25 protein-coding genes are annotated in these 23900 nt (G+C 39.9%); 11 read left to right on the top strand and 14 right to left on the bottom strand.

Translation table 11 applies throughout. The features are described 5' to 3' along the window. Positions 1–24: 24 nt before the first annotated feature. Positions 25–342 (top strand): GIY-YIG nuclease family protein, encoded by a 318-nt coding sequence (locus NO991_RS11570; RefSeq protein ID WP_054551723.1) that lies wholly within the window; start codon positions 25–27, stop codon positions 340–342. Here NO991_RS11570 and NO991_RS11575 read toward each other — a convergent pair whose 3' ends face one another. The 4 genes from NO991_RS11575 to ilvC all read right to left on the bottom strand — a co-directional run bounded on the left by NO991_RS11575 (position 343) and on the right by ilvC (position 5995). Continuing rightward, on the bottom strand, positions 343–1209 hold the full coding sequence (locus NO991_RS11575) for a M20/M25/M40 family metallo-hydrolase (RefSeq protein ID WP_300361088.1): 867 nt from the start codon (positions 1207–1209) through the stop codon (positions 343–345). Continuing rightward, positions 1196–2380: a tetratricopeptide repeat protein gene (locus tag NO991_RS11580; protein ID WP_300361091.1), complete on the bottom strand. Its 1185-nt coding sequence runs from the start codon at positions 2378–2380 to the stop codon at positions 1196–1198. The genes NO991_RS11575 and NO991_RS11580 overlap by 14 nt, the downstream gene beginning before the upstream one ends. Positions 2381–2464: 84 nt before the next feature. Beyond that, positions 2465–4378: a methyl-accepting chemotaxis protein gene (locus NO991_RS11585; protein ID WP_166339001.1), complete on the bottom strand. Its 1914-nt coding sequence runs from the start codon at positions 4376–4378 to the stop codon at positions 2465–2467. Positions 4379–4522: 144 nt separating this feature from the next. Further along, a complete protein-coding gene (gene ilvC / locus NO991_RS11590) occupies positions 4523–5995 on the bottom strand; it encodes a ketol-acid reductoisomerase (RefSeq protein ID WP_209326569.1) in 1473 nt (490 codons plus the stop codon). A 146-nt stretch (positions 5996–6141) separates the two neighbouring features. Here ilvC and ilvY point away from each other — a divergent pair, with 146 nt between their 5' ends. From ilvY to NO991_RS11620, 6 genes are all read left to right on the top strand, one after another. Continuing rightward, positions 6142–7044 carry an HTH-type transcriptional activator IlvY gene (ilvY, locus tag NO991_RS11595; protein ID WP_187490115.1) on the top strand — a complete coding sequence of 301 codons (903 nt, stop codon included), beginning with the start codon at positions 6142–6144 and terminating at the stop codon, positions 7042–7044. A 179-nt stretch (positions 7045–7223) separates the two neighbouring features. Continuing rightward, the gene (locus NO991_RS11600) at positions 7224–8273 is read left to right on the top strand and encodes a GGDEF domain-containing protein (protein WP_054551717.1); all 1050 of its coding nucleotides are present in this window, start codon (positions 7224–7226) and stop codon (positions 8271–8273) included. Between the two features lie 225 nt (positions 8274–8498). Beyond that, on the top strand, positions 8499–9278 hold the full coding sequence (locus NO991_RS11605) for a MipA/OmpV family protein (protein WP_371352057.1): 780 nt from the start codon (positions 8499–8501) through the stop codon (positions 9276–9278). Between the two features lies 1 nt (position 9279). Continuing rightward, on the top strand, positions 9280–9666 hold the full coding sequence (locus NO991_RS11610; protein WP_054551716.1) for a DUF3019 domain-containing protein: 387 nt from the start codon (positions 9280–9282) through the stop codon (positions 9664–9666). Positions 9667–9680: 14 nt separating this feature from the next. Then, positions 9681–10373: a response regulator gene (locus NO991_RS11615; RefSeq protein WP_054551952.1), complete on the top strand. Its 693-nt coding sequence runs from the start codon at positions 9681–9683 to the stop codon at positions 10371–10373. A gap of 6 nt (positions 10374–10379) precedes the next feature. After that, positions 10380–11627: an ATP-binding protein gene (locus NO991_RS11620; RefSeq protein ID WP_054551715.1), complete on the top strand. Its 1248-nt coding sequence runs from the start codon at positions 10380–10382 to the stop codon at positions 11625–11627. Between the two features lie 108 nt (positions 11628–11735). Here NO991_RS11620 and NO991_RS11625 read toward each other — a convergent pair whose 3' ends face one another. From NO991_RS11625 to NO991_RS11635, 3 genes are all read right to left on the bottom strand, one after another. Continuing rightward, positions 11736–11954 carry a DUF3820 family protein gene (locus NO991_RS11625; RefSeq protein ID WP_054551714.1) on the bottom strand — a complete coding sequence of 73 codons (219 nt, stop codon included), beginning with the start codon at positions 11952–11954 and terminating at the stop codon, positions 11736–11738. Between the two features lie 138 nt (positions 11955–12092). Continuing rightward, the gene (locus NO991_RS11630; protein ID WP_054551713.1) at positions 12093–12374 is read right to left on the bottom strand and encodes a hypothetical protein; all 282 of its coding nucleotides are present in this window, start codon (positions 12372–12374) and stop codon (positions 12093–12095) included. A 283-nt stretch (positions 12375–12657) separates the two neighbouring features. Beyond that, complete coding sequence (locus tag NO991_RS11635) at positions 12658–14229, bottom strand: cation:proton antiporter family protein (protein WP_054551712.1); 1572 nt, start codon at positions 14227–14229, stop codon at positions 12658–12660. Positions 14230–14450: 221 nt separating this feature from the next. Between NO991_RS11635 and NO991_RS11640 the strand changes: the two genes are divergently transcribed. Together NO991_RS11640 and NO991_RS11645 are read left to right on the top strand one after the other, a co-directional pair. Then, on the top strand, positions 14451–15194 hold the full coding sequence (locus NO991_RS11640; protein WP_054551711.1) for a sporulation protein: 744 nt from the start codon (positions 14451–14453) through the stop codon (positions 15192–15194). Between the two features lie 66 nt (positions 15195–15260). Then, positions 15261–15701, top strand: a complete 441-nt coding sequence (locus tag NO991_RS11645) for a GNAT family N-acetyltransferase (RefSeq protein WP_371352058.1) — start codon at positions 15261–15263, stop codon at positions 15699–15701. A 30-nt stretch (positions 15702–15731) separates the two neighbouring features. On the opposite strand, the gene NO991_RS11650 is transcribed toward NO991_RS11645, so the two are convergent. From NO991_RS11650 to NO991_RS11675, 6 genes are all read right to left on the bottom strand, one after another. Continuing rightward, positions 15732–17084, bottom strand: coding sequence for a sodium-dependent transporter (locus tag NO991_RS11650; protein ID WP_300544091.1), 1353 nt, complete (start codon positions 17082–17084; stop codon positions 15732–15734). Positions 17085–17271: 187 nt separating this feature from the next. Further along, positions 17272–18582: an ATP-binding protein gene (locus NO991_RS11655; protein WP_235376895.1), complete on the bottom strand. Its 1311-nt coding sequence runs from the start codon at positions 18580–18582 to the stop codon at positions 17272–17274. A 12-nt stretch (positions 18583–18594) separates the two neighbouring features. Further along, positions 18595–19302: a response regulator transcription factor gene (locus tag NO991_RS11660; RefSeq protein ID WP_300361487.1), complete on the bottom strand. Its 708-nt coding sequence runs from the start codon at positions 19300–19302 to the stop codon at positions 18595–18597. A gap of 13 nt (positions 19303–19315) precedes the next feature. Next, positions 19316–19705, bottom strand: coding sequence for a DUF3019 domain-containing protein (locus NO991_RS11665; protein ID WP_054551707.1), 390 nt, complete (start codon positions 19703–19705; stop codon positions 19316–19318). Further along, on the bottom strand, positions 19695–20534 hold the full coding sequence (locus NO991_RS11670) for a MipA/OmpV family protein (protein ID WP_166338989.1): 840 nt from the start codon (positions 20532–20534) through the stop codon (positions 19695–19697). Before NO991_RS11670 ends, NO991_RS11665 begins: the two co-directional genes overlap by 11 nt. Before the next feature lie 163 nt (positions 20535–20697). Then, complete coding sequence (locus NO991_RS11675; protein ID WP_166338987.1) at positions 20698–21504, bottom strand: hypothetical protein; 807 nt, start codon at positions 21502–21504, stop codon at positions 20698–20700. A 115-nt stretch (positions 21505–21619) separates the two neighbouring features. On the opposite strand from NO991_RS11675, the gene NO991_RS11680 reads away from it, so the two are divergent. Continuing rightward, a complete protein-coding gene (locus NO991_RS11680) occupies positions 21620–22768 on the top strand; it encodes a serine hydrolase (RefSeq protein ID WP_138601574.1) in 1149 nt (382 codons plus the stop codon). A 106-nt stretch (positions 22769–22874) separates the two neighbouring features. Here NO991_RS11680 and yhbY read toward each other — a convergent pair whose 3' ends face one another. Beyond that, the gene (gene yhbY / locus NO991_RS11685) at positions 22875–23171 is read right to left on the bottom strand and encodes a ribosome assembly RNA-binding protein YhbY (protein WP_054551950.1); all 297 of its coding nucleotides are present in this window, start codon (positions 23169–23171) and stop codon (positions 22875–22877) included. Between the two features lie 89 nt (positions 23172–23260). On the opposite strand from yhbY, the gene rlmE reads away from it, so the two are divergent. Then, entirely contained in the window at positions 23261–23890 is a 630-nt protein-coding gene (gene rlmE / locus NO991_RS11690; RefSeq protein WP_054551703.1) for a 23S rRNA (uridine(2552)-2'-O)-methyltransferase RlmE, read from the top strand. The last annotated feature ends 10 nt before the right edge of the window (positions 23891–23900 follow it).

Consider the following 23900-nt stretch of genomic DNA (forward strand, 5'->3'; position numbering starts at 1 on the left):
GATTAACAATCAAGAGGCACAAATTTGACCACAGCAAACCCAGAAAGTTTACAGCAGCCTATAAAAAACAATGATAATTCAGAGAGTCTGTGGCATTTGTACATAGTGCAAACACGTTTGGGTCATTGGTATACGGGGATCACCACCAATGTTGAAAAGCGATTTATGCAGCATCAAGCGGGAAAAGGGGCTAAAAACCTCAAAGGCAAGGGGCCTTTAACACTTATCTATCAACAGCAAGTGGGTAACCGTAGTGAAGCAACTAAACTTGAAATAAGCGTAAAAAAGCTTAGCAAAGCGCAAAAAAGGCAGTTTGTTTTAACCTCTGAGCTACCCAAATAGCTAACTTGCAAGCTTTTCAATAAATAGAGCTATTTTCTTCATCGCAGCTTCAAATAAAATAAAGTTGATATGTTCCGTTGTATCGGTAGTTTGATGATGATGTTTATCGTGCCCGATACCAAAGTAAATGTATGGGATCTTCGCTTTAGCGAATGAATAGTGGTCGCTTGCTCTGCGCCAATCAACTTTGAGATCAAATAATCGATTCAGCCTCGCCGACGAGCTAGTTGCCATAAAGGTTAGCTGCTCATCAGACAAAGCTTTAATGTCATCTTTATAGTGCGCTAATGATTGCTTATCTAAAAACGCATAGATACGCGGTTTTCGTGGATTCACAACAAGCATATCTAAATTTATGTTAAGTTTTATTTTGTCTGTATTAAGTGTCGATACCAAGTAATCGCTACCATGTAGGCCATTTTCTTCGGCATCGGTTGCAACAAAGACTAACTGATAGCGTTGAGGGCTTTGTGCAAAGTGGTCAGCTAAATAAAGTAAAGCTGCAACGCCGCTGGCGTTATCATTGGCACCCGGGTAAAGCCGACTGCCTTGTTGCCCAAGGTGGTCGTAATGGGCTGTAAAAATAATTTTTTTACACTTTTCACAAGGGCTATTTTTTATCGCAACAATGTTTCTCCCAACCGCCTCACTAAAGAAACCTGATTGATAAGTAAAAATTTGTTCATTTACTGAATAGCCAAGAGCGACAAAGCGCTCTGCTATGAAATCGGCGGCTAATTTAGCGCCCTCGGTATTCGTTTTTCGCCCAGCAAATTGAGGCGATGTTAGCGTTATAACGTCTTGTACTAAGTTTGTATGGGCAAAAGCGTGCCCTGTGCTTATCAGTGCAGCACTAGCGGTAATCAATAAGTTTTGCAGTATGCGAGCGAAGCGCTTGTAATTTACTTTCGTAACGCTGTTTATCATGATCAAAGTCAGCTTTATTGTTTGCCATAGTTAAATACTTTTTAGCCAGTTTTAAGTCACCCAATTGATAATAGGTTCTGGCTAAACCAAAATCAGTATCATGCAGGGTTGAATTTAAGTCACGGGCTTTTTTGTAGTGTTTTATGGCATCTTGGTAACGGCTGGTTGTATAGGCATCATTACCTAAAGAAATATGGTAATAAGGGTTTGCTTGGCGTTTCTTGTCAAGCATGGCTAATATAGCTTGGCCTTGCTCTTTACGATCGGTCAGGTTATAGAGTCTTGCTAAATTGCCTAGCGCGGTGTTGTTGTCAGGATCTAAACTAATCGCATACTGATAGGCTGTTTCAGCACTTTGGTAGTCACTCGTTAATCTGAATAATACCCCAAGGTTGCCCCATGCACCTGAGTAGTTGCTATCAATATCAACTGCTGCTTTGTAATAGCTAAAAGCAGTGTCGTAATCATGTTTTAACATCGCAGCTGCGCCCTTATTGTTATAAAACATCGCTGTGATGCGGGCTTTGTTGATGTTGCTGGTTTTAAACGCCTCTTGGCGACTGTTAGGGTCAAAGTCTATCACCAAAGAGCGCTCTTGAGGGTATATAACTTTACGATTTAACACTTGTTTTGTTGATTCACTCACTTTCAAATTGATATGCCCTGTGAGTAAGTTAAAACCATTATCCAGCGCCCAATACTCTGGGATATGCACTTTTTGAAATTGCCCTTCGAGGCCAAGATAGTCAGCGAGGCTGTAGGCTAAAATCGATAACGATAAACAGTTAGCATTTAAATTTTCGTAGGCTTGATTGGCCGTTAAGGTCGCACCAGATTGATAAGATAAAGACGCATCGCCATTTTGTAATAGAAACCTGAGTAAGCCTTTAGTACTTTGCAATGATCGACCATCTTTGGGAAAAGTACTGTCAAGTTGTTGTTTGACATGTTTGCTTAATGCAAAAATTTCTTGTTGGGTTTCAACTGAGGTTTGGGTAAACGTATTACTTTGCACCAAAGCAAGTGGTGGTGGGGCGGTGTTATTTTCTGTACTACTACACGCTGTTAATAAGCAAAAGGTTGAGGCGAAAACAATGCTAGGTAATTTCATTTGACCCTCTTAATTCTTGGCCTAATACCATTAAAGTATAGGCCGTGAATGAAAAAGGGTCAGGGTTAACTGTTACAAAACGTGTCAGCGTTTATCAAAAGTTGCAACAAGGTCATCAAGGGTTTGCGCACTGTTTGCTAAGTCTTTGATTGCTTGTTCACTATCAATTTGTTCACGCATAACGTTATCACTAATGTCACTTATTTGCTCAATGTTACGACCGACATCTGCCACTACATTACTTTGCTCTTCAGTTGCAGTTGCGATTAAGGTTGCCATATCGTTTATTTCATTGGCAGCATCGTTAATGGCATTAAGTAATTCAACAGAACTCTGCATTGCATCAACGCTCAATTGAGCTTGTGATTTCGAATGATTGATATGATTAACCACTAAATCAGACGTATTTGTTAGTTCACTGATCATGGTTTGAATTTCAGTTGTTGATTGCGACGTGCGATTTGCAAGCGCTCTTACTTCATCAGCTACAACAGCAAAGCCTCGACCATGCTCACCCGCACGAGCAGACTCAATCGCTGCGTTGAGCGCTAACAAGTTGGTTTGCTCCGAAATCCCTCTGATAGAGTCGACAATACTGGCAATCGCTTGTGTTTTGTTTGCCAGCTCGTTTACTTGCTCGGTGATATTATCGATATCACATGCCAATTCAATTATTGCTTCTTTACTTTGCGTTACCTGAGTATGGCTTTGTTCAGTGTTCTGCTTGCTATTCTCAGTGAGCTTAGCCGTGTTCGCTGCGCTTGAGGCAATTTCTTGCACTGTTGCACCCATTTCATTAATCGCCGCAGCAACCGAGATAGTTTGCTCTTTTTGATTATCAAGCGCCACTGAGTTCTTTTGTGCTTGCTGAAACACATGATCGGCGCTTTGTCTAATTTCACTACTTTCTTGAGCAACTTGGCTAATTGCAGTTTCAATCTTAGAGATAAATTGGTTAAAGCCCGCTGATAAGTTTGCAAGTTCAGGTTGCTCAGAGTCAGGAAGTCTATACGCTAAATTAGCATCACCAGAGCCTAAACGGGTGAACAACTCAGCCATTTTCGACAGCGGCGATGAAAGCGTACGTGCCAGTACTAAACCTGCAAAGCTTGCAATCAACGCAATCACAATCGCAAAGCTGATGATTTGCCATTGTAAAACTTGAATGCTCGAAAACACTTCGTGCTTTGGCACTTGGGCAATAACAAACAAATCAGTGTTTTTAATTGGGCTTGCCGCCACTAAGGTTGCTTCACCATTAAGGTTGATTTCTTGTAAATTGAAGTCGCTTTGCGTTAGTAGGGCCCGTGTGATGTCCGTTTTGTAAACGTCATCCAACTTAGCTTTAGCGACTTTGTTTTCGTCTTTATGCAGCTGAATTAGGCCGTTTTTATCTGCAACAAATACAAAACCGGTTTCTTCTATTTGAAAGCGTTTAAGCATGCCCTGCATATCGTCGATACTTTTTGCAAGGCCTGCTAAACCAATGCCATTAGTTTGCTGGTGGTTCACAAACATTTTTACATCAGTCGGTGACTCTTGATAGATACTGATCGAAAAGGGTTGTGCGGTGTTAGTAAACGCGAAAAACCAACCATCTTGCTCTTTAGTTAAAACGCGCAAGAAACCGTCTTGGTTCCAATATTGTGCTGTTTCACGGTTAGCCCAAGAAGCCGTTGCTAGATCGTACTGGGTAACAAGGCGGTTAAGCTCTTTTAGCAGTGTTTTATCATCTGTATTGCCAGAGTTAGCCCACTCTAATACAAACTCGTTACTGGAGAGTTGCTCAGCTGCACTGATCATTTGATTTATATCGTGAGTAATATAATTATCAATTGCTTGTAGTTTGCTCGGTAGTTCCGATTCAATCATTCGCTGTTCAATGATTTGTTTTGCACTGTATATCGCTGTTGCGCCGATTAACGCAGCAACAATGAGGGCGATAGAACTGCCAAGTAGGGTAATTTTTTTAGTGATGGTGAATTGATTTAACGCCATGAAAGTGTCTTAGTTTACAACATTTAAGTCAGTAATTTTAGCATACACTTTACAGATGACGAATCAATGTAGGGACAAAAAAAAAGCCCAAAGCATATAAGCAATTGGGCTTGGTTTCTAACAAGCGAAACTTACTTTCCAGGGTTAAACAATTTTCTTCATTGCTGACATGTAACCACGTAGTTTGCTACCAATGATTTCAACCGGGTGCTCGCGTAGTGCTTTATTCACGGCAATCAAGGTTTGGTTATCGACTTGGTTGCTTGCACTATCAAGACCTTTACCAATCACATCTGTATCGATGTCTTTCATAAAGTCTTGTAAAAGTGGTAAACACGCGTGGTTGTATAAGTAACAGCCATACTCTGCAGTATCTGAAATAGTTCGGTTCATTTCGAAAAGCTTCTTACGAGCAATAGTGTTTGCGATAAGCGGCGTTTCGTGTAGTGATTCATAGTAAGCAGATTCTGCGATGATACCTGCTGCAGTCATGGTTTCGAAGGCAAGCTCAACACCTGCTTTAACCATTGCAACCATTAAAATACCTTGGTCGAAGAATGCTTGCTCGCTGATTTCTTGGTCGGTATTTTGTTGCTTTTCGAATGCAGTTTCGGCAGTTTCTGCGCGCCATGCGAGTAATTTTGCGTCATCTTCAGCCCAATCAGCCATCATACCGCGTGAGAATTCGCCACTGATGATATCGTCCATATGCTTGTTATAAAGTGGGCGCATGATTGTTTTAAGCTCTTCACTTAATTCAAATGCTTTCACTTTTGCTGGGTTTGATAAGCGGTCAAGCATGTTAGTTACACCACCATACTTAAGTGCTTCAGTGATCACTTCCCAACCATATTGGATTAGTTTTGACGCGTAACTTGCATCAATGCCTTTTTCGACCATTTTATCGAAGCAAAGTAGTGAACCAGTTTGTAACATGCCACATAGAATCGTCTGCTCACCCATTAAGTCAGATTTAACTTCTGCAATGAATGATGATTTTAGTACACCCGCACGATGACCACCGGTACCTGCTGCATACGCTTTAGCTTGCGCTAAACCATGGCCTTGAGGGTCGTTTTCTGGGTGAACCGCGATTAATGTTGGTACGCCAAAGCCACGTTTGTACTCTTCACGTACTTCTGAACCAGGGCACTTAGGTGCAACCATAATAACAGTTAGATCTTCACGGATTTGCATGCCTTCTTCAACAATGTTGAAGCCGTGTGAATAAGCAAGTGTTGCACCTTGTTTCATTAATGGCATGATGGCATTAACAACAGCCGTATGTTGTTTATCAGGTGTTAAGTTTAAAACTACATCTGCTGTTGGAATAAGCTCTTCATACGTGCCTACAGTAAAACCGTTTTCAGATGCGTTTAAGAAAGATTGACGGCGCTCAGTAATTGCTGATTCACGTAATGTATAAGAAACATCTAAGCCTGAGTCACGTAAATTTAAACCTTGGTTAAGGCCTTGTGCGCCACAACCGACAATAACGAGTTTTTTCCCTTTTAAAGCGTCTACACCATCAGCAAACTCTGCTGGGTCCATAAATTCACACTGCGCTAATTGCGCTAACTGCTCTCTCAAAGGAAGAGTATTAAAATAATTCGCCATTGTTAGTGTCCTATAAATACAATTTTGTTAGAAAATCAAAGAACCGACGTGATGTTCTTTGTATGTATTAACACTATGCAATTTTTTACCTTGCGTAAAATGATATATTTGAATTAAAGTATTTCATAAAATGAAATGGTGGCGGTATGGATCACAAACATCTTAATTACTTTTTAGCGTTAGCCAAGACGCTACACTTTGCCAGAGCGAGTGAGCTTTGCCATATCAGTGCGCCAACTTTGAGCCGTAATATTAAACAGCTCGAAGAAGAGGTTGGGGTGGTACTGTTTAATCGGGATAATCGCACTGTCAAATTAACTCGCGAAGGTGAGTCATTCATTGAGTACGCAAATGCGACGCTGGCTAACTGGCATCGTTTTAAGGCTAATGTGCAAGAGCCGCAACAGCATGTTTATGGCAATGTCAGTATTTATTGCTCTGTAACTGCCTCATATAGTTTTTTACATCAAATACTCGAGCAATTGCGAATGCAACATCCATATATTGAAATTACCCTTAATACCGGTGATCCCGCTCTTGCAATAAACCGTGTTTTAGATGGCCATGAAGATATGGCAATTGCCGCAAAACCTTTAAAGCTACCTGGGCAAATTGCCTTTACCAGTGTCGGGTACTCACCATTAGTATTGATAGCACCAAAAATAACGTGCCCGATCAGCGAAAAGCTTTCTGCCAGTGAACAAATTGATTGGTCAGATTTAGAGTTTATTGTTGCTGAGCAAGGATTATCAAGGCAACGTCTTGAGCAGTGGTGGCGTAAAAAGAATATTCACGGCCGAATTTACGCTCAGGTTGCAGGCCATGAAGCGATGGTGTCTATGGTGAGCTTAGGTTTAGGTATTGCCATGGTGCCAAAGATAGTTTTGGACAACAGTCCGCTTAAAGATAAAGTGCAAATCGTAAGTGATGCTGAGCAGACTGTTGCTGGTTTCGAAATTGGTTTAGCTGTTTTGAATAAAGAGCGCCATGATCCTGCGCTCAATGCTATCTGGAGCATTGCTCAATCACTTACTCAGCAAGCTATTTAGCGTTAACGATTTGATGTTGGTATAAAAGGTTTAATTTTTAATAGTTATTTAGTATTGGTTTTTGCATTTATTTTTCGTGTTTTTTACTGGTTTTAAATGGATAAAATCCATTTTTATTGCTTTTTTTCAAGGTGTTGTTAACGTAATTTAAAATAATAAAATTTTCATGGCCTAGAATCATGATACTTTCTGCGCAAGCCGAGCATTCACTAAGTTATTCAAGTCACTGTTTAAAACAAGCTATTCCTCTCATGGTTAAGTACAAGATGCCAATAACACCGCTAAATTATGCGATTTGGTATGCGTATGTCAGCAATAAAACCCCCGAACTTAATGATGCTTTAGATAAAATTATTGATGAATTTAAAACGTGCAGCCACGAGCATGCTAAAGCGCTGTTCAACCAGTTTCTATCTAGTGATGATTTAGCATTGTTTTATCAGTTATCAGGTGGTTTTAATGATGTTGTTGGAAAGGTACATCAAGACATCAATGAAGCAATAAATTACTCAACAGAGTTTAACCAAACGCTTCAAGAATGCCATTTGAAACTAAAAAATGCAGATATCAGCCAAGAAACAGGCTTTGATGATGTACTTGATTGTGTAGAACGTCTAAGTGATGAGTCAGCGACCTTACAAAGTAGGGCACAGGACTTTCAAAATCAACTAGCACAAGCTTATGCAGAAATTACCGACTTAAAACAAGAGTTGATTAGATCGAAAGATAAAGCGCAAAGAGATCCATTAACAGGGTTATTGAATCGTGGCAAGTTTGATGAAGATATAAAGCGTTTTTGTAAAAACAATGAATTAGCTCAAGTATCAGTATTAACCATGATAGATATTGATCATTTCAAATCATTTAATGATAACTTTGGACATCAAAAAGGGGACCAAGTTTTACGAGCAGTGTCTGCTAAGCTATTAAAGCATGTTTCCAGTATTGGCCAAGTCTATCGTTACGGTGGTGAAGAGTTTTGCTTTACGGCCCAGTTTGCAAGTATTAGTGATATGACTAATTTCACACAGCTACTTCGCCAAACTATCGCTAAATTACAAATCAAGAAGCCAAATTCTGATAAGGTGTTGAGTCAAGTAACGGCTAGTTTTGGTATTGCGATAAAAGCTAAAAATAGTAACCCTGAACAGCTCATTGCTAAAGCTGATAAGGCGCTTTACTTAGCTAAAGAACATGGTCGCAATCGCATAGAGATTGTCGAGGAGTAACAAACTTAATCGAAATATGTATCAAATTTGTGAATACTTGTAACCTGCTGAGGACAGTTTGTTCACATCTTGATATTATGCTGACATTGCAAAATTTTCTTTGGTCGTAAAATAATAATGAAGTTTCTAACGATCAGGTTCTGCGTAGTTTTCTATGCTTTGGCGCTAGTATGTGTGGGTCAAGCGTATGCTGATGATTCTACTCGCACTGAACGTGAAAGCCGTATGGCAAATCAACAAATTGATACTGAGCAGTGGCACTTAAGTGTTAATACTGGGGCTGGGGTAATTACAAACCCATTGCATGGAGGTGACAATTTACCTTTAATACTGCTACCAGAGGTTGCTTTTTATGGTGAACAATGGTTTTTTGATAATGGTCGCTTAGGCTATTCCCTTCATGAAAGCGACACACATGTTGTTAACATTGTCACTGAATTTAACCCCGAGACCCGTTTTTTTATAGATTTTCATCCTAGTAATGTATTTGCCTTGCAAACGTCAAATAGCTTCGTTATTGAATCAACGAGTAGTGATGAATTAGTTGAAAAGTCTGTTGTCACAACAAATGACGTAAAAAAAAGACGCTGGGCTTTAGATGCGGGCTTGAGCTATCACTATATCCGCAGTAATCATGTATTCTCTGTTCAGGTTCTAGCTGATGTCTCCGGGGTTTATAAAGGGGCTCGCAGTGCCTTACAATGGCAATCTCACCATCAGTTAGGTCGTTTAAGTATCGCACCGAGCTTAGGTGTTTGGTATAAATCGAACGAATTAAATGATTATTTTTATGGTTTATCGGCCGAAGAATCATCATACGGAGAAATAGAGGTTGGCAGTAGCTGGCAACCTTATGCTAAAATCGACGCCCGTTGGCCTCTAGGTGAGACTAACTCTCTTCGTTTTCATTTAGCATATTATGACTACTCAGCCGTGGATGACAGTCCGCTTTTTGAACACACGTATTCGATGACTGCTTTTATAGGATTCAATCATATTTTTTAATATGAAGTATTTTGTTTTTAGTCTGTGTGTGTTTGTTGCTGTTATTTGGGCTCCCCCAAGCTATGCACAAGCGACTCAGTTTGATATCACACCAAAAGTGTGTGTTGTATTACAACAGCACGAATTTTGTGATCTTGAATTAAAAATTAGCTGGAAAACTGCTCAACCTCAAGATCTGTGTTTATACCAAAATAACCAGCAAATTCAATGCTGGACTGATAGTAATAATGGGCTTTATAGCCATAAAGCGCGGGTTCAGGTTGAAACAATATACTCCTTAGTCAATCCGCACACGGGGAGCAAAGTTGCGACCACAAAAGTCGAAGTGCAAAGCACTGAAGCAAAAACAACGAGGCGTAGGTTACGTTCACCGTGGAGCTTTTTTTAAATCAGGAGCAACCAATGGCAAAGATTTTACTTGTTGAAGATGATCTCGGCTTACAGCAGTTAACACGCGATTACCTTCAGCATAATGGATTGGATGTTGCGGTCCTTGAACGCGGCGATGAAGTTTTCGAATACCTTGAGAACAATCCAGTTGATTTAATGATTTTAGATGTCATGTTACCGGGTAAAGATGGCTTTAGTGTTTGCCGTCAGGTACGCGATAAATTCAACTTACCAATTCTAATGCTTACAGCAAAAGGTGAAGACTTTGATCAAGTAATTGGGCTTGAACTAGGTGCAGACGATTATGTTATTAAGCCTGCAGAACCACGCGTATTATTAGCGCGCATCAACGCATTGTTACGCCGTGGTCAAGCTACAAACAAAGCACCAGAAGAGCTTAGCTTTGGCGATTTAACCATTGATAAAACTAGCCGCATTGTTACACTTAAAGGCAGTGAAATTACACTGACTTCTCATGAATTTGAGCTGCTTTGGTTGCTTGCTTCAAATGCAGGTGAAGTATTAAGTCGTGAGCATGTTCATCAACATATGATTGGTCGTCAATATGATGGTTTAGACCGAACCGTTGACGTACGTGTATCGCGTATCCGTAAGAAATTAGGTGATAACAGTGATAAACCATACCGAATTAAAACAGTTTGGGGGCAAGGTTACCTGTTCGTTTCTGATGCATGGGATATGTAATCATTAATGGGGAAACTGTTTGCTAGCTTATATCTTTACATAATAGTTTCTCTGTTTCTTGTTAGTGGGGTCATAGAGCAGTTATGGCCCTATGAAGACACACAGCAACAAATCGCTCTAGATCAAGAGTTTGGTAAATCATTATGGCTATTAAGTCAAACTGACAATGGCTTAGCTAAATTACAGCAAGAGTTTAATAGCGAGCTAATTGATTTAACTGATCTCGCTCTACCAACAAACCTCAAAACACAATTACAAAATGATCACTATCTGTATCTTTTTAATCAGCAGCAGAAGGTAATTTGGTACATTACTATTAATGAGACTCAGCTATTACAAGTTGGTCCACTCTCAATATCAAATCCTAACTTTAGCTCTGTTTGGCCCTATTTTTTATTACTAGCCATTATTGGTCTTCCTATTGGTCTTTGGAGCTTGTTACTTTGGCGAGACTTTAACAAACTCACTTTAGCTTGTGAGGCGGTAGGCGGCTCGCAAGATTTCGAATTGCGTGATGCATCTAAATCATTTTTTTTGCCAATTACAGGCACGCTTAATGCTATGCAAGAGCGTATTCAGTACCTACTAGCTGCGCAGCAAGAACTGACTTCTTCTGTTTCTCATGAGTTTAGAACGCCGTTGGCGCGTTTAAAATTTGCCGTTGCTATGCTTGAAGAGCAAATTGAAAATGAGAAATCTTATAGTTATATAGATAATATGCAGGCTGATATTGCTGAGCTTGAAGCGCTAGTGTCTGAGATGCTTGAATACGCACGACTTGATTCGCATCAACCAAGCTTAAAGCCACGTTCGTGTGACCTTACAGCGCTTATTAACAGTGTCGTGAATAAGCTCGAATTTGCTACTGATATCGATGTAGCAGTGAGTGCGCCTAGGCAGCTTTACTATGAGTGTGACGAGCATTTTATGGCGCGTTGTATTCAAAATTTATTAGGCAATGCACAAAAATACGCAAACCATAAAATTCATGTCAGCCTTGAAGAGTTGGGTGATTCAATACAAATAAGTGTTGAAGACGACGGCCCAGGGATAGCTAAGTCTGAGTGGCAAAGTATTTTTAAGCCATTTACTCGTCTAGATAAAAGCCGTGACAAGAAAACCGGCGGCTTTGGCTTAGGCCTTGCGATTGTTGCTAAAATTGTTAGTTGGCATCAAGGGCAGTCTGAGGTGTGTGATTCACCATTAGGTGGAGCTAAATTTACTATTCATTTATTTAAAAGTAACTCGCTTTAAATTGCAGGCATAAAAAAAGCGCCTAGGGCGCTTTTTAAAGATTAAAACCAAAAATAAACAAGTAGCAAAGTAATAGACCGCACCAATTTATAAAAGTTCGTAAAAAGTTTAATTATTTTCATTTAATAATGGCATGAGCATTTTTTCTAGGCCATTTAGCTTCACTTCATACATCATCGCCAGTTGTGCTCCTAATTTAGAGTCTGGAAATCCTTGCTGTTTAAACCAAACTAAATAAGGCTCAGGGAGTAACAATAAAGGACGGCCAGCATACTTTCCAAATGGCATCTTAGTATTTATGGCACGTTTGAGTTCAGCTGTATCCATCTTTATCTCAAAGAAACTTTAAAGTTAGATGATACGGTAAAAATAAGAGAGAAAATAGGCTGTGACGGGCAAGAAACAGCCTATTTAGTGAGGGAGGTAGGCCCTCAGAATAGATACTACTAGAGTAATGCCTAGTAGTTAGTGTAATTGATATCGAGGTTTTTTTGAAAAACCGAGCTGTTGCAATTGCAATGCAATAGACGGATCATCAATTCTTTCTGGTGTTTCTGCATCTCTCAGAAAGTGATCATTAGGTACCTGATAGATATCGAGCATCTTGTTAAAAAGCACCGCCCTTATATCCATTGGGGTCATGCCATTTTGTTGTAATTCATCAAGCTGCTGCTGAATGTCTGAAAGTTTCCCAGAACGCGCATCATCCGTGTCTGCCAAAACTTCGTTGGTAAACTTATTCTTCATTTAAACAACCCTAATCAGTTTACAGTTACGCATATGCTAGTCGTAATATGCTTATACTGTGTCACTTCTTTGTGTTAAAAATAGATACTAAGCTATTAGTACTCTTAGGATTCTACTCTTTTTTTATTGGTGATTGCTAATCTACATGTAAAGCTTTGTAAATAGAGTTGACCTAATAAAGGGAACTAAAAAACAGGTGATTTTAACCTGACTATGCAACTTGCTGAAAATTTTAGAGATAATTATTGGCACCATCCTTAAGTACCAATAATTATTTTAGGTGCTAAGAAAAAAGTTTTTGCTTTACATGCTCTGCAAAACCACTTCCTGCCTCTAAATAAAAGTTATAAGTAGAGTCAACGCCCATATCTTCTAGTTCTTTTTGCTGATCTGGATAATTGGCAATTGCAGTAACTTGTCCTTGATAACCTGAGGCTCGTAGTTGCTCCAAAGCAAAAATATTCTGCATATGTTTAGGCATAGCGAGCATTACCATACCGACATGTGAATGATTTACACGTTGCCAAAAATCAGGGTCTGTTGCATCAGCGAGTAATACCCGACGACCGCGTTTGATGTGCTTTTCTACTACATCAGGTTTGATATCAATACCCGCGACAAGATTTGGATGGGTTTGGCTAATCGTTTCATAAGCACCCGTGCCAATACGGCCCATGCCAAATATCACGATTTTAGTATCATTTAAATTAACAGGTAGTTCCTCAGCAAGACGGCTGTCACTTTCAAATTTAAGTAGCCAATGTTCGATTTTGACATAAATCTCATTTGATCGTTTGTTAAGAGGCGAGGCTAAAACAAATGTGATTGAAACTGCAATAGCCATAACTGCCAGCCATTCAGAAGTAATTAAATTGCTGGTAGCTGCAACTGCGCAAACGATCAGGCCAAACTCACTGTAATTGGCTAAGCTAAATGCACTTAATAACGAAGTACGAGCACGTAACTTAAATGCGTTTGTCAGTACATAATAAAGTGCAACTTTTAGTGGCAAGACGAGTATAATGATAAGTGCAACAATCACTGCGTGACTTGTCAGTTCGGCATTCAAACCAATATTTAAGAAAAAGCCAACCAGTAACACATCTTTTAAATTCAGTAATGACTTTGATAACTCACCTGCTTTTTTGTGTGATGCGAACATCATACCGATAATCAACGCACCTAAATCACCTTTAAGACCTGCAAATTCAAATGCTTGGTAACCTAAAACTAGTGCAAAGAAAAACCCGAATAAAGGTAATAGTTCACCGTGTTTTGAGCGATTTAATACCCAAAACATCACTGGACGTAAAATAGGCAATCCCACTAATAATGCCAGTGCCCACATGTTCGGTGCTTTACCTGTACTGATGGCTAAGAAGATAACAGCGAAGATATCTTGCATAACTAGAATGCCAATGGCGATTTTACCATGCAGGCTTGCCATCTCACCGCGTTCTTCCAATACTTTTACGGCAAATACGGTACTTGAAAAGCTAAAAGCAAAGCCGACTAACAATGCACTTTGCCAAGTAAGTTCACTAAATAAAGGCAGTGCAAGGGCACCTAGCAGTAACATAAAACCACTAAACAGCGTGCTGCTCAGAACAATGTGCATTGAGGCAGGCGCCCACACTTGCGGTTTCATTAAATTAGACACTTTAAGTTTTAGACCTATGCTAAAAAGTAATAGTGTTACACCGAGGTTTGCTAATGTATTTAGTAGTTCGGTTGTTTTATAGCCATAAAGATTAAGCGCAAAGCCTGCTAATAAAAAGCCGATGAGAGGAGGTAGCTTTAATTGATAAATGGCAAAGCCAAACACGAAAGCGGTAGCAAAGTAGATAAGTTCCATAATTGTTCTTTTAGCTTCATTTGCTAGCAGTGTAGCGAAATATTCGTTATTGGAAAACAATATTGAGCAAGAAGAGTTCAAAAAATAAGCACTTATCCATGATTTATTGATTAATCCGCCAAAAGCAACATTTTTTCGCTGACAATAGCTTTTAATTGTGGTTAAGATGCATTAACAAAGGAATTTAAGCCATAACTAAGAAGCTGGCTTAAGGAGAATAGATGTTTAAGAAAATCCTTGCATCAGTAGGTATTGGTGCAGCAAAAGTTGACACTGTACTTGAGACAGAGCATTTACAACCTGGTCAAAAATTTAATGCCGTGATAGTCATCAAAGGTGGTGATGTTGATCAAGAAATTTCGGGTTTAGACCTAGCACTTATGACCCGTGTGAAAGTTGAAAGTGATGACGGTGAGTATTTTACAAACCATGTGATAGAAAAATGGCGAATTACAGATATTGGCATGATTGCAGCGGGCGCTGAAAAGCATATCCCATTTGAAGCTCGCCTACATTCTGAAACCCCGATCACTGAAATTAACGCTGGTTATAACCAATCGCATGTTTGGCTTGAAACAGGCTTAGACATTGATCTAGCCCTTGATCCAACTGACCGTGATGCATTACACATTTATCCTAATGACGCTGTAAGCACGTTAATGGAAGCGATGGATAGACTTGGTTTTAGCTTAGTGAAAGCAGATGTAGAAAAGGGTTATTTAAAAGCACCTACTTTTCAATCGCATTCAGGCTGTTATCAAGAACTTGAATATCGCCCAAATAGCCGAAGCCTATTTGGCTTACAAGAGATTGAGTTGTCGTTTGTGCCTGAAGCACATAAAACTCATGTATTAATCGAGCTTGACCGTGCCTTTAGGGGGGACGGTTATGTCGATTTAACGATTGAGCATGATCATGTAAACCTGTCGCAGCTGTGTGATCAGCTAGAGCGATTATTTGCTTAAAGATTAACGACTGAATAGCGAGTTAAAACCCAGCTACGGCTGGGTTTTTTGTCTTCATTAAGGAGCATTATGTTTTCTATTAAAAGTTATAACGAACTCAGTAAAGATGAGTTATTTGCCATTTTACGGGCGCGGGTTGATGTATTTGTGGTAGAGCAAACTTGCCCTTACCCAGAAATTGATGAAGTAGATAACAATGAACTGACCCAACATGTGTTCTTGTTCAAAGGCCTGAAGGTGGCAGCCTATGCACGATGCTATAAAAAGAATGAGCAATTTAGCGCATTTGGTCGTGTGCTGGTAGCAGAGCAATTTCGTGGTGAAGGTTTGGCGAGTAAGTTGGTGCAAACTGCGATAGACACATGTAAAGAGCATTGGCCTGACAAAGCGATTATGATTGGTGCTCAGTGTTATCTAACAGGGTTTTATCAGCAATTTGGTTTTGAAAATGTGGCCGATGATTACCTAGAAGATGGCATTCCACATCAAGATATGTGTTTGAAGTAGCCTAAATGGCCACTTCAAACATAAACATTTTTAGCTTAACAGAGAGTTAGCAAATACCAGTGAAATGGCTAGTGGGCAAATAAACTTGATATACCATGGCCATACTTTCCAGAAGAAGCTATTGGCAGCTTCAGGGCACCCTTGTTGAATTTCTTTTAGTAACGACGCGCGATGCCAAATCCAACCAACAAAAATACAACACATTAAGCCTAGAATCGGTTGACCAATCTTAGTGGTTAAGGTGATCACAAAGCCAAACAAGGTGCCTAAGTTAAAGACAATTGTAAAACTAATGAGCGCAATAATACCGCCAATGATCCATGTTGCTTGCACACGCTTTAACGCAAAGCGTTCAACAGCATAGGAAACAGGTGCTTCTAGCATCGAAATCGATGAGGTTAACGCTGCAATACTCATTAACGCGAAAAAAGCAAAGCCAACAAAAATACCCACATCACCCATGCTGGTGAAAAGTGCCGGCAGAACTTGGAATACTAAGGTATCTTCTGAAAGTAGTGCACCTTCTGCAGAGAAAATCTCAACACCTTGTGCCTGTGCTACATACATCGCAGGAATAATGAGTAAACCGGCAACAAATGCAATGAACACATCGATTAAAGTCACATAAGCGCCTAACGATACTAAGTTCTCTTTTTTGCTGATGTATGAGCCGTAGATGATCATTACGCTGGTACCAAGCGATAGTGAGAAAAATGCTTGCCCTAACGCATTCACTAATAACTCAGGGTTTAAAATCGATGAAAAGTCTGGCACTAAATACGCTTTTAGGCCTGCCATTGCGCCATCTTGAGTCATTACATAGATGATCAGCATAAACAAAATACCTAACAGGGCAGGCATTAAGCGCTTCGACCATTTTTCAATGCCGTTTTCGACGCCTTTAGAGATAATCGCAACGGTTAAAATAATAAATGTAGCAGTAAATATAAGGTTTCTTGATAGTGACTGCTCACTAAGCCAAGTGCTAGCTTGCTCTTGCCCCACTAATTGTGCTGCGGGTTCAAGTGTAGCGCTCAGCATCCAGCCAGCCACTATCGCATAGAAGCTTAGGATTAGGCCCGCACAAATAATACCGCCAAAGCCAACTATGAAGGCAAACTTTTTTTGCCATGCTTGATTTGTTACTTTTCGAAGTGAAGTAACTGCATTAGCTTGACCATGACGACCAATCACTAACTCAGCCATTAAAGCAGGATAAGCAAGACAAAATGCTAACACTAAATAAGCCACTAAAAATGCGGCACCGCCATTACTTGCAGTTTGTGTTGGGAAACCCCAAATATTTCCTAAGCCAACAGCAGAGCCTGCTGCAGCCATAATAAATCCAAAGCGGGAGCTGAACTCCCCACGTGATGCGCTCATATTGTTGTTACTTCTCTATTTGTGACGGCGCTGACAATCTACTTGAATTAACGCTAAATAAAAAGGGTTAATCATCCGCATTTTCGTTGTTCTTCGATATGTGCGAGTTGTCAGCTTAGATTTCGTGCAATTGATTCTAACAATAGAACCCCTATTACTTGCAATCAATGCCTTGCCTAAATCGCTTTTAATTCCAACTGAAACTCGCACCTTGAGGTGGTTTGGGTATACATAAAGTAAAGCACGCGCCACCTAGCTGCTTACTTTTTGATACTTCGACCGTGCCATGATGCCAATCAACCACTTTCGCAGCGATAGCAAGGCCAAGCCCATAGCTTTCTCCATCTCGGTTGCGGTGTGTCTGTTCTTGGAAAAATGGACTAAAAACTTTTTGCCAGTTTTGCTCGCTAACACCCGGGCCGTCATCTTCAATCTTAATGATAATGGATTCACTGATACTGGTTGCACTGAGTAAAATTTCAGATTCAGCAAAGTCGCAGGCATTACTTAATAGATTAACAATTGCGCGTGCTAACCAGTGTAAATCTGCAAAGATCTCACCCCCTTCAACGCGGTGATTAATGCGTAAGCCATGTTGTTCTACTTTAGGTTCAATTTGATGAATGAGTGTAAGGATGTAGGTTTCTAAATCAGAATGATTGAAGGTCAATTGATTCGCTTTTTGCTCAAGGGTAGCAAATGCCAGATAACTTTTTAGCATTGACTCCATTTGATCTAAGTCGTTTTCCATGCGAGCAAGATACTCAAGGCGCTTTTCTTCACTACTACAATCTTGCGCTGCTTCAAGACCAAACCGCAAGCAGGCGATAGGTGTGCGAATATCGTGAGATAAACTCGATGCCATCAACTTATTCTCATCAAGCAGTTTTTCGATTTGGCTAGCCATACGGTTGAATGTTAGCTCAACATCTTTGATATAGGTAAAATGAGATAAGTGAATACGACTTTTTAAATCGCCTTTGGCAAAGCGTTTTGCTGCTTCGTTTAAAACGGTTAAACGCTTAGCTAGTGGCGCAATGATAAAGCCCATAAATACGCATAACCCAGCGTAGAACAACAAGGTGAGTAACACATCGTTGCCTTGTTCGTGTGTTAAGTCTTTATCTAAACGCATTTTTAAGTGGTGCGTGCCTAAAGCGGCTTCACTATAAAGTAAATAGTAGCCTTGTTGATCTTCGAGGATCAGACCGCTAGGTTGGGTCATTTGTGCTAACAATGAATGAGGTAGCGCAAGCGATTGCGTCGGGCGATACTCAAGTTGCACTGCAAAGTCTTGATTAATATCCGTGATAGCTTGCTCGCGCTGTTTAGCGTCAAGCTTGGCGATTTGTTTTGCAAAACCTTTAATCATTTGTGTTTCGCTAGAAAACACATCTTGAGGAGCTTGGGTTTGCTGACTGAAAGCATCAATTAGCCAACCCAAAACAATGATTGAAAGTAAAGCACTACCAAGTAGCGAAAGATAAAACTTTTTCACAGGCGCTCAATGCTATTGCCATGCCGTGGCAACAAGTAAATAGCCTTTGCCCCAGATGGTTTTAATTTTTTCAGGGTGTTGTGGGTCATCATTAAATTTTTTACGTAACGATGAAATGAGCACATCCACACTTCTGTCTAAGCCATCATACTCTCGACCTTTCGTCGCTTTAAACACAGAGTCGCGGGATACAACTTGGCCTGCATTACTTGCTAAGTAATGGAGTAGAAGGTATTCAGCACTTGAAATATGAACTTCTTCATCTGCCAAGTAAACGGTACGTGATTCAGTATTAATTGATAACTTACCCACATTTATTAGTTCAGAGTTGGCTGTTGACTCTTGCGTATCAGTTTTAGAGCGCAGTGCCGCTTTAATACGTGCTAATAATGCACGGGGACGAACGGGCTTCATCATATAATCGCTTGCACCCACTTCAAGGCCAATCACTTCATCCATTTCATCATCACGAGCGGTTAGCATAATAATTGGGGCTTGATAAAACTGCCTTAAGTCTCGGCACACACTAATACCGTCTTGTCCTGGTAGCATAATATCTAACAAAACCAAGTCTGGGTTTGTTTTACGTACTTGCTCAACAACTTGGTCACCGCGTTGACATAGTGTTGCTTGGAAGCCTTGTTCGATTAAATATTCTGCAACCCAGTTGGCAAGAGATATATCATCTTCAACCAATAAGATGGTCCCATAATGTTCCATTATTCACTCCTAGTTAAAACAATCGCCAGCGTCGTTTCTTCTGACGATTTTTATAGACCCATTGCAATTGTATTTCGGTGCTTGCGACAACTTTACCGTTATTACTATTTATTAGCTCGAAACCAATACTTTCAGCAGAATCAAACTGGTATCTAAATAGCCCTTTTTGTTGCATTAACCAGCATTGCATGATGTGCTTACTTTGAGCGTTGCGTAAGCAGTAATTGCCAGTATTATGTTGTTGCCAGGTTATATCCACCTCGGCAAAGCAATTTCTACCTTCACGTAAGGCTACGCATGTATCAGGCAATGCAACTAACGCATTATCTGTATTTGCTTGATCTTGGGCAAACACGGGTTTTGCAAATAATATTGTTAACGTTACACAATACTTAAAAAACATAACGCACGCCTACCTTGGCTTTATGCTGATACTCTTGCGAAATAATTGGGCTTTGATGAATGTCTTTAGAAAACCAGGTTGAAAGCCAGCCAGTTAGAAACACCCAATGCCTATTTATAGGGTATTCAGCATGGAATTCAAAAATTAAACTGTACGAGGTATCAGGATCATAGACAGGGCGTGTTAATAAAGATTCTGATGGTGAAATTCCAAAGTAATAGTCAGTAAAATCATTAGAGTAAGCACTTAAGCCAACACCAGAGCGGAACTCCCAATTTCGCCAAGGGATAATCTGACTAAAAAATGAATTCATAACCCAGCCGTTGTGGGTACCAGAAACATCATGTAAATACTCAAATGAGATTTGTGAGTTTTCGAAACGGCGTGATAGGCGAAGGCCAACATCAAAATCATAATTACGGCTTTTTATACCTTCAAGTTCTGCGATGACTTCGTCACCGTAAAAAGTTAAGCCTGTATCATCAAAACCAGATTGAACATTTGTGCCTACTAGGTCTAAGCCCCATTCAAATTTGTCGATAACACTATAACCCAGAGTCAAACCACCACTAAGTTGGCTTTGATCATAATCAAGGTAAAAATTGTTGTAAGTAACGGCAAGGTGAATATCTGGTTCAAAGCCATCATTGTAAGAGTCCATGCCTATTAGATACGAGTCTTCAATGTAATACCCAGCGCCTATGCCCCAATCCCACGCGAACCCTTGGCTAGGCTCTAGTGTATTGTCGGCATAATAGCGATTACTTGCTAGGCTTGGGGTACTTAGCAAGGTTAAACATATTAAAAATAGGGTACTTTGAGCTCGCAACGTGGCTTCCTTGTCTGTCTGTAAGAAAGGGTAATAGCATATAGTATATTGTTAATGAGTTCCTGTAATCTGTAAAAAAATGTAGCAACAGACGAATGAAATGATGTTGAGGAGATAGTGAAGGGCGCTGTTTGCCTATGGGCAGACAAACAGCGAAAGTAACTTATTGAACTTTGATTTTATCGATTAAGATACTGCTAAGATAGTATTGCATCATAGGCGTAAGAGCACTAACTTCAGTACGGGTACACGGGCCTTGTTCTTTTTTTAACATGTCCATGCGTGTAATGGTCTGATACTCAGGTATCGTCACGTCTTTATTCACACGTGCCATACGTGCTTGCTCTGAATTTTGCTCATGCACAAAACTGGCTACTTCAAGTTCATTCTTTATTAGTTGTTGTTGCTCAAAGCTGTAGATTAGCGGCTCGCGGTGAAAGCTTGCGCTATCAATTGACGATTTTGCAAACCAGACAACGTCACCTGTTTTTTTATGAGTTAGGCGCATACTTACTTGGCCTAAAATAGTCGCACATTGTTGAACAGGGTATTGCTTGGCGACTTCATCGAATAAAGAAAGTGGCTTTTTGGGTTTCACCAATTGGTATTCTGTTTCTTCAATAAGCTCAAGATCAAGCTGATGGATAGATAGGGTATAATCTGCTTGTGCGCCTTCGGCTACGACTTTTAACTGCTTAGCTGTAAGTGCCTCAGTTAGTTGAGAGTACAGTGTATCTGTGACACTGGTTTTGTCGGCAACTATCATGACGGTTTGATTTTTACTTACTGTATGAGCTGGTAGCTGTACCGATTTTACTTTAGGTGATGCATGCTCTGTTTGATACTCAACTTGAAAACGCTGGCTCTGTAAGCTCGGTTTTTTTGGCATTGTAAGTAACGGCGCTGGCTCTGGTTTAAGGGCGCAACCGACTGAAATTAAAACAAAAAATAAAAGCACGAATAAGCGCATAAAAAATAATCTACCCATAAATAATTAAGATTAAGCGTATTGTACGTTAGTCGAGGCAAAAGTTCATGATATTATGTTATAAGAAACTTCCTAAACAGACTTAAAAAAATAAATAATGAAGTACAGCTTATTTTTAATTTCCTTTCTTTTTTCTTTAACACTGCTTTTTGTTAGTGGTGAAGCTGCTTCGAGTGATAAGCAATGGCAAACATTCGTTGCTGATTATAATAAACACCTCACCCGAAAACTAAAAAGTAAAGGGATCCCAGGTGGCTCATTGGCAATTGTAAATATTGGTCATGATGATTTTATTAACGGTATTGGTCGAACAAAAATAGAAAAAGGCCGCAGAGTCGATAAACATACCCGCTTTCGATTGGCATCCGTCTCAAAAACCTTTGCGGGTTCATTAACCGCAAAACTGGCAGCACAAGGGGAGTTTAATATTGATGACCCTATTAGTAAGTTTATTCCTGCTTTTGCTAATACTGCTTATAAAGATGACTTAAAAATTTATCACATATTGAGTCACTCTAGTGGCTTGGTACCTAACGCATACGATAACCTAATTGAGTCGCGTATGAGCTACCCAGATATTGTCGAGCGGCTATTGACTGTTGAGCCTATCTGCAAACCAAGTGAATGTTACGGTTATCAAAATGTGATGTTTAGCTTGATTGATTCTGTGATTTATCAATCAACACAGATGGATTACTCACACTGGATTTCGGAGTATATTTTTGCACCATTAAAAATGGCGGATGCGAGTGTTGGTTTTGAGGGGATGGTGAAAGATGATAATTATGCTCACCCTCATGTGCGCGGCAGAAAACGATGGTATACATCACGCTTGAAGAAAAACTATTATAAAGTGCCTGCGGCTGCAGGAGTGAACGCCAGCGCAAATGACATGGCGATTTGGTTGAATGCACAGTTAGGGCAATACCCTGACGTATTACCACTCGAGGCATTGATCAAACAAACCCGCCCTTACACACATACTAAAAAAGAAACTCGTCGTAGGGTTTGGCGTGAACATGTAAAAGATGCTTATTATGGATTAGGTTGGCGTGTTTATAATTATGATGATGAAGTGCTTTACTACCATAGCGGTTGGGTACAAGGTTATCGCAGCGATATTGTTGTATTTCCGCATCTAAACATCGGGTTTAGCTTAGTTCTTAATGCCGAAACTGGGTTAATTAACGAGCTTACTACCGAGTTTATCAATCGGGTTCTTAAATTCACGCGAGAGCAAAAATAGCTTAGGTAAAAAAGTTTAGTTACAAATTAATGGAAAATTATTTTTGCCTACAAAAAAGCCAGCAAATTTGCTGGCTTTTTCTGATTCGAAACTCCACAAGGCAGGATTAACCGCGCGGTAATTGAATCTTTTTCTCTTCGCTTTGACGATACAGTACAATTGTATGACCAATTGTTTGTAGTTTTGTTGCGCCTGTCTCGCGAACAATTGCATCAAAAATCAATGTTTTAGTTTCACGTTCATCTGTAGGAACTTTAACTTTGATTAACTCATGGATTTCAAGAGCGCTTTCGATTTCAACTAAAACGCCTTCGGTTAATCCGTTTGCACCAAGTAATACAACAGGTTTTAAACTGTGCGCTTGGCCTTTTAAAAACTGCTTTTGTTTGTTCGATAATTTCATCATGTTACAAATTTTGCTGAATATGGCTTGAATTAAGGGTATTCTAACGCCATCTAGAGAATATTACTAATTAGTTACGTATTAATTTTATGGCAAATAAAAAACATTCAGCCAGTTCTAAGCGTTGGTTGAAGGAACATTTCGACGATCCTTATGTTCACGAAGCGCAAAAGAAAGGTTGGCGCTCTCGTGCGGTATTCAAATTAGACGAAATTCAAAACAAAGATAAATTAATCAAACCATCGATGACGGTGGTTGATTTAGGTGCTGCGCCAGGAAGTTGGTCACAGTATTTAGCTGAAAAGGTTGGTGATAAAGGTCAGGTTATTGCTTGTGATATCTTGCCTATGGATTCCTTAGCAGGTGTTGATTTCTTGCAAGGTGACTTTCGTGAAGAAGCGGTACTTGATGCACTATTAACACGTATCGACGGAAAAAATGTTGATGTAGTTTTTTCTGATATGGCACCCAATATGAGTGGTAATACATCAGTGGACCAAGCGGGTAGTATGTATTTAGTCGAATTAGCATTAGATATGTGCCACCAAGTTTTAAAGAAAAATGGTGCGTTTTGTGTCAAAGTCTTCCAAGGTGAAGGGTTTGATCAATACTTACAAGAAGTACGTAATAGCTTTAAAGCAGTGAAAATTAGAAAGCCCGATGCGTCACGTGCCCGCTCTCGGGAAGTATATATAGTGGCGACAGGTTACAAACTGTAGTACAGTTGTG

The organism is Pseudoalteromonas sp. DY56-GL22, from assembly GCF_041414715.1.
Lineage (GTDB): Bacteria > Pseudomonadota > Gammaproteobacteria > Enterobacterales > Alteromonadaceae > Pseudoalteromonas > Pseudoalteromonas simplex.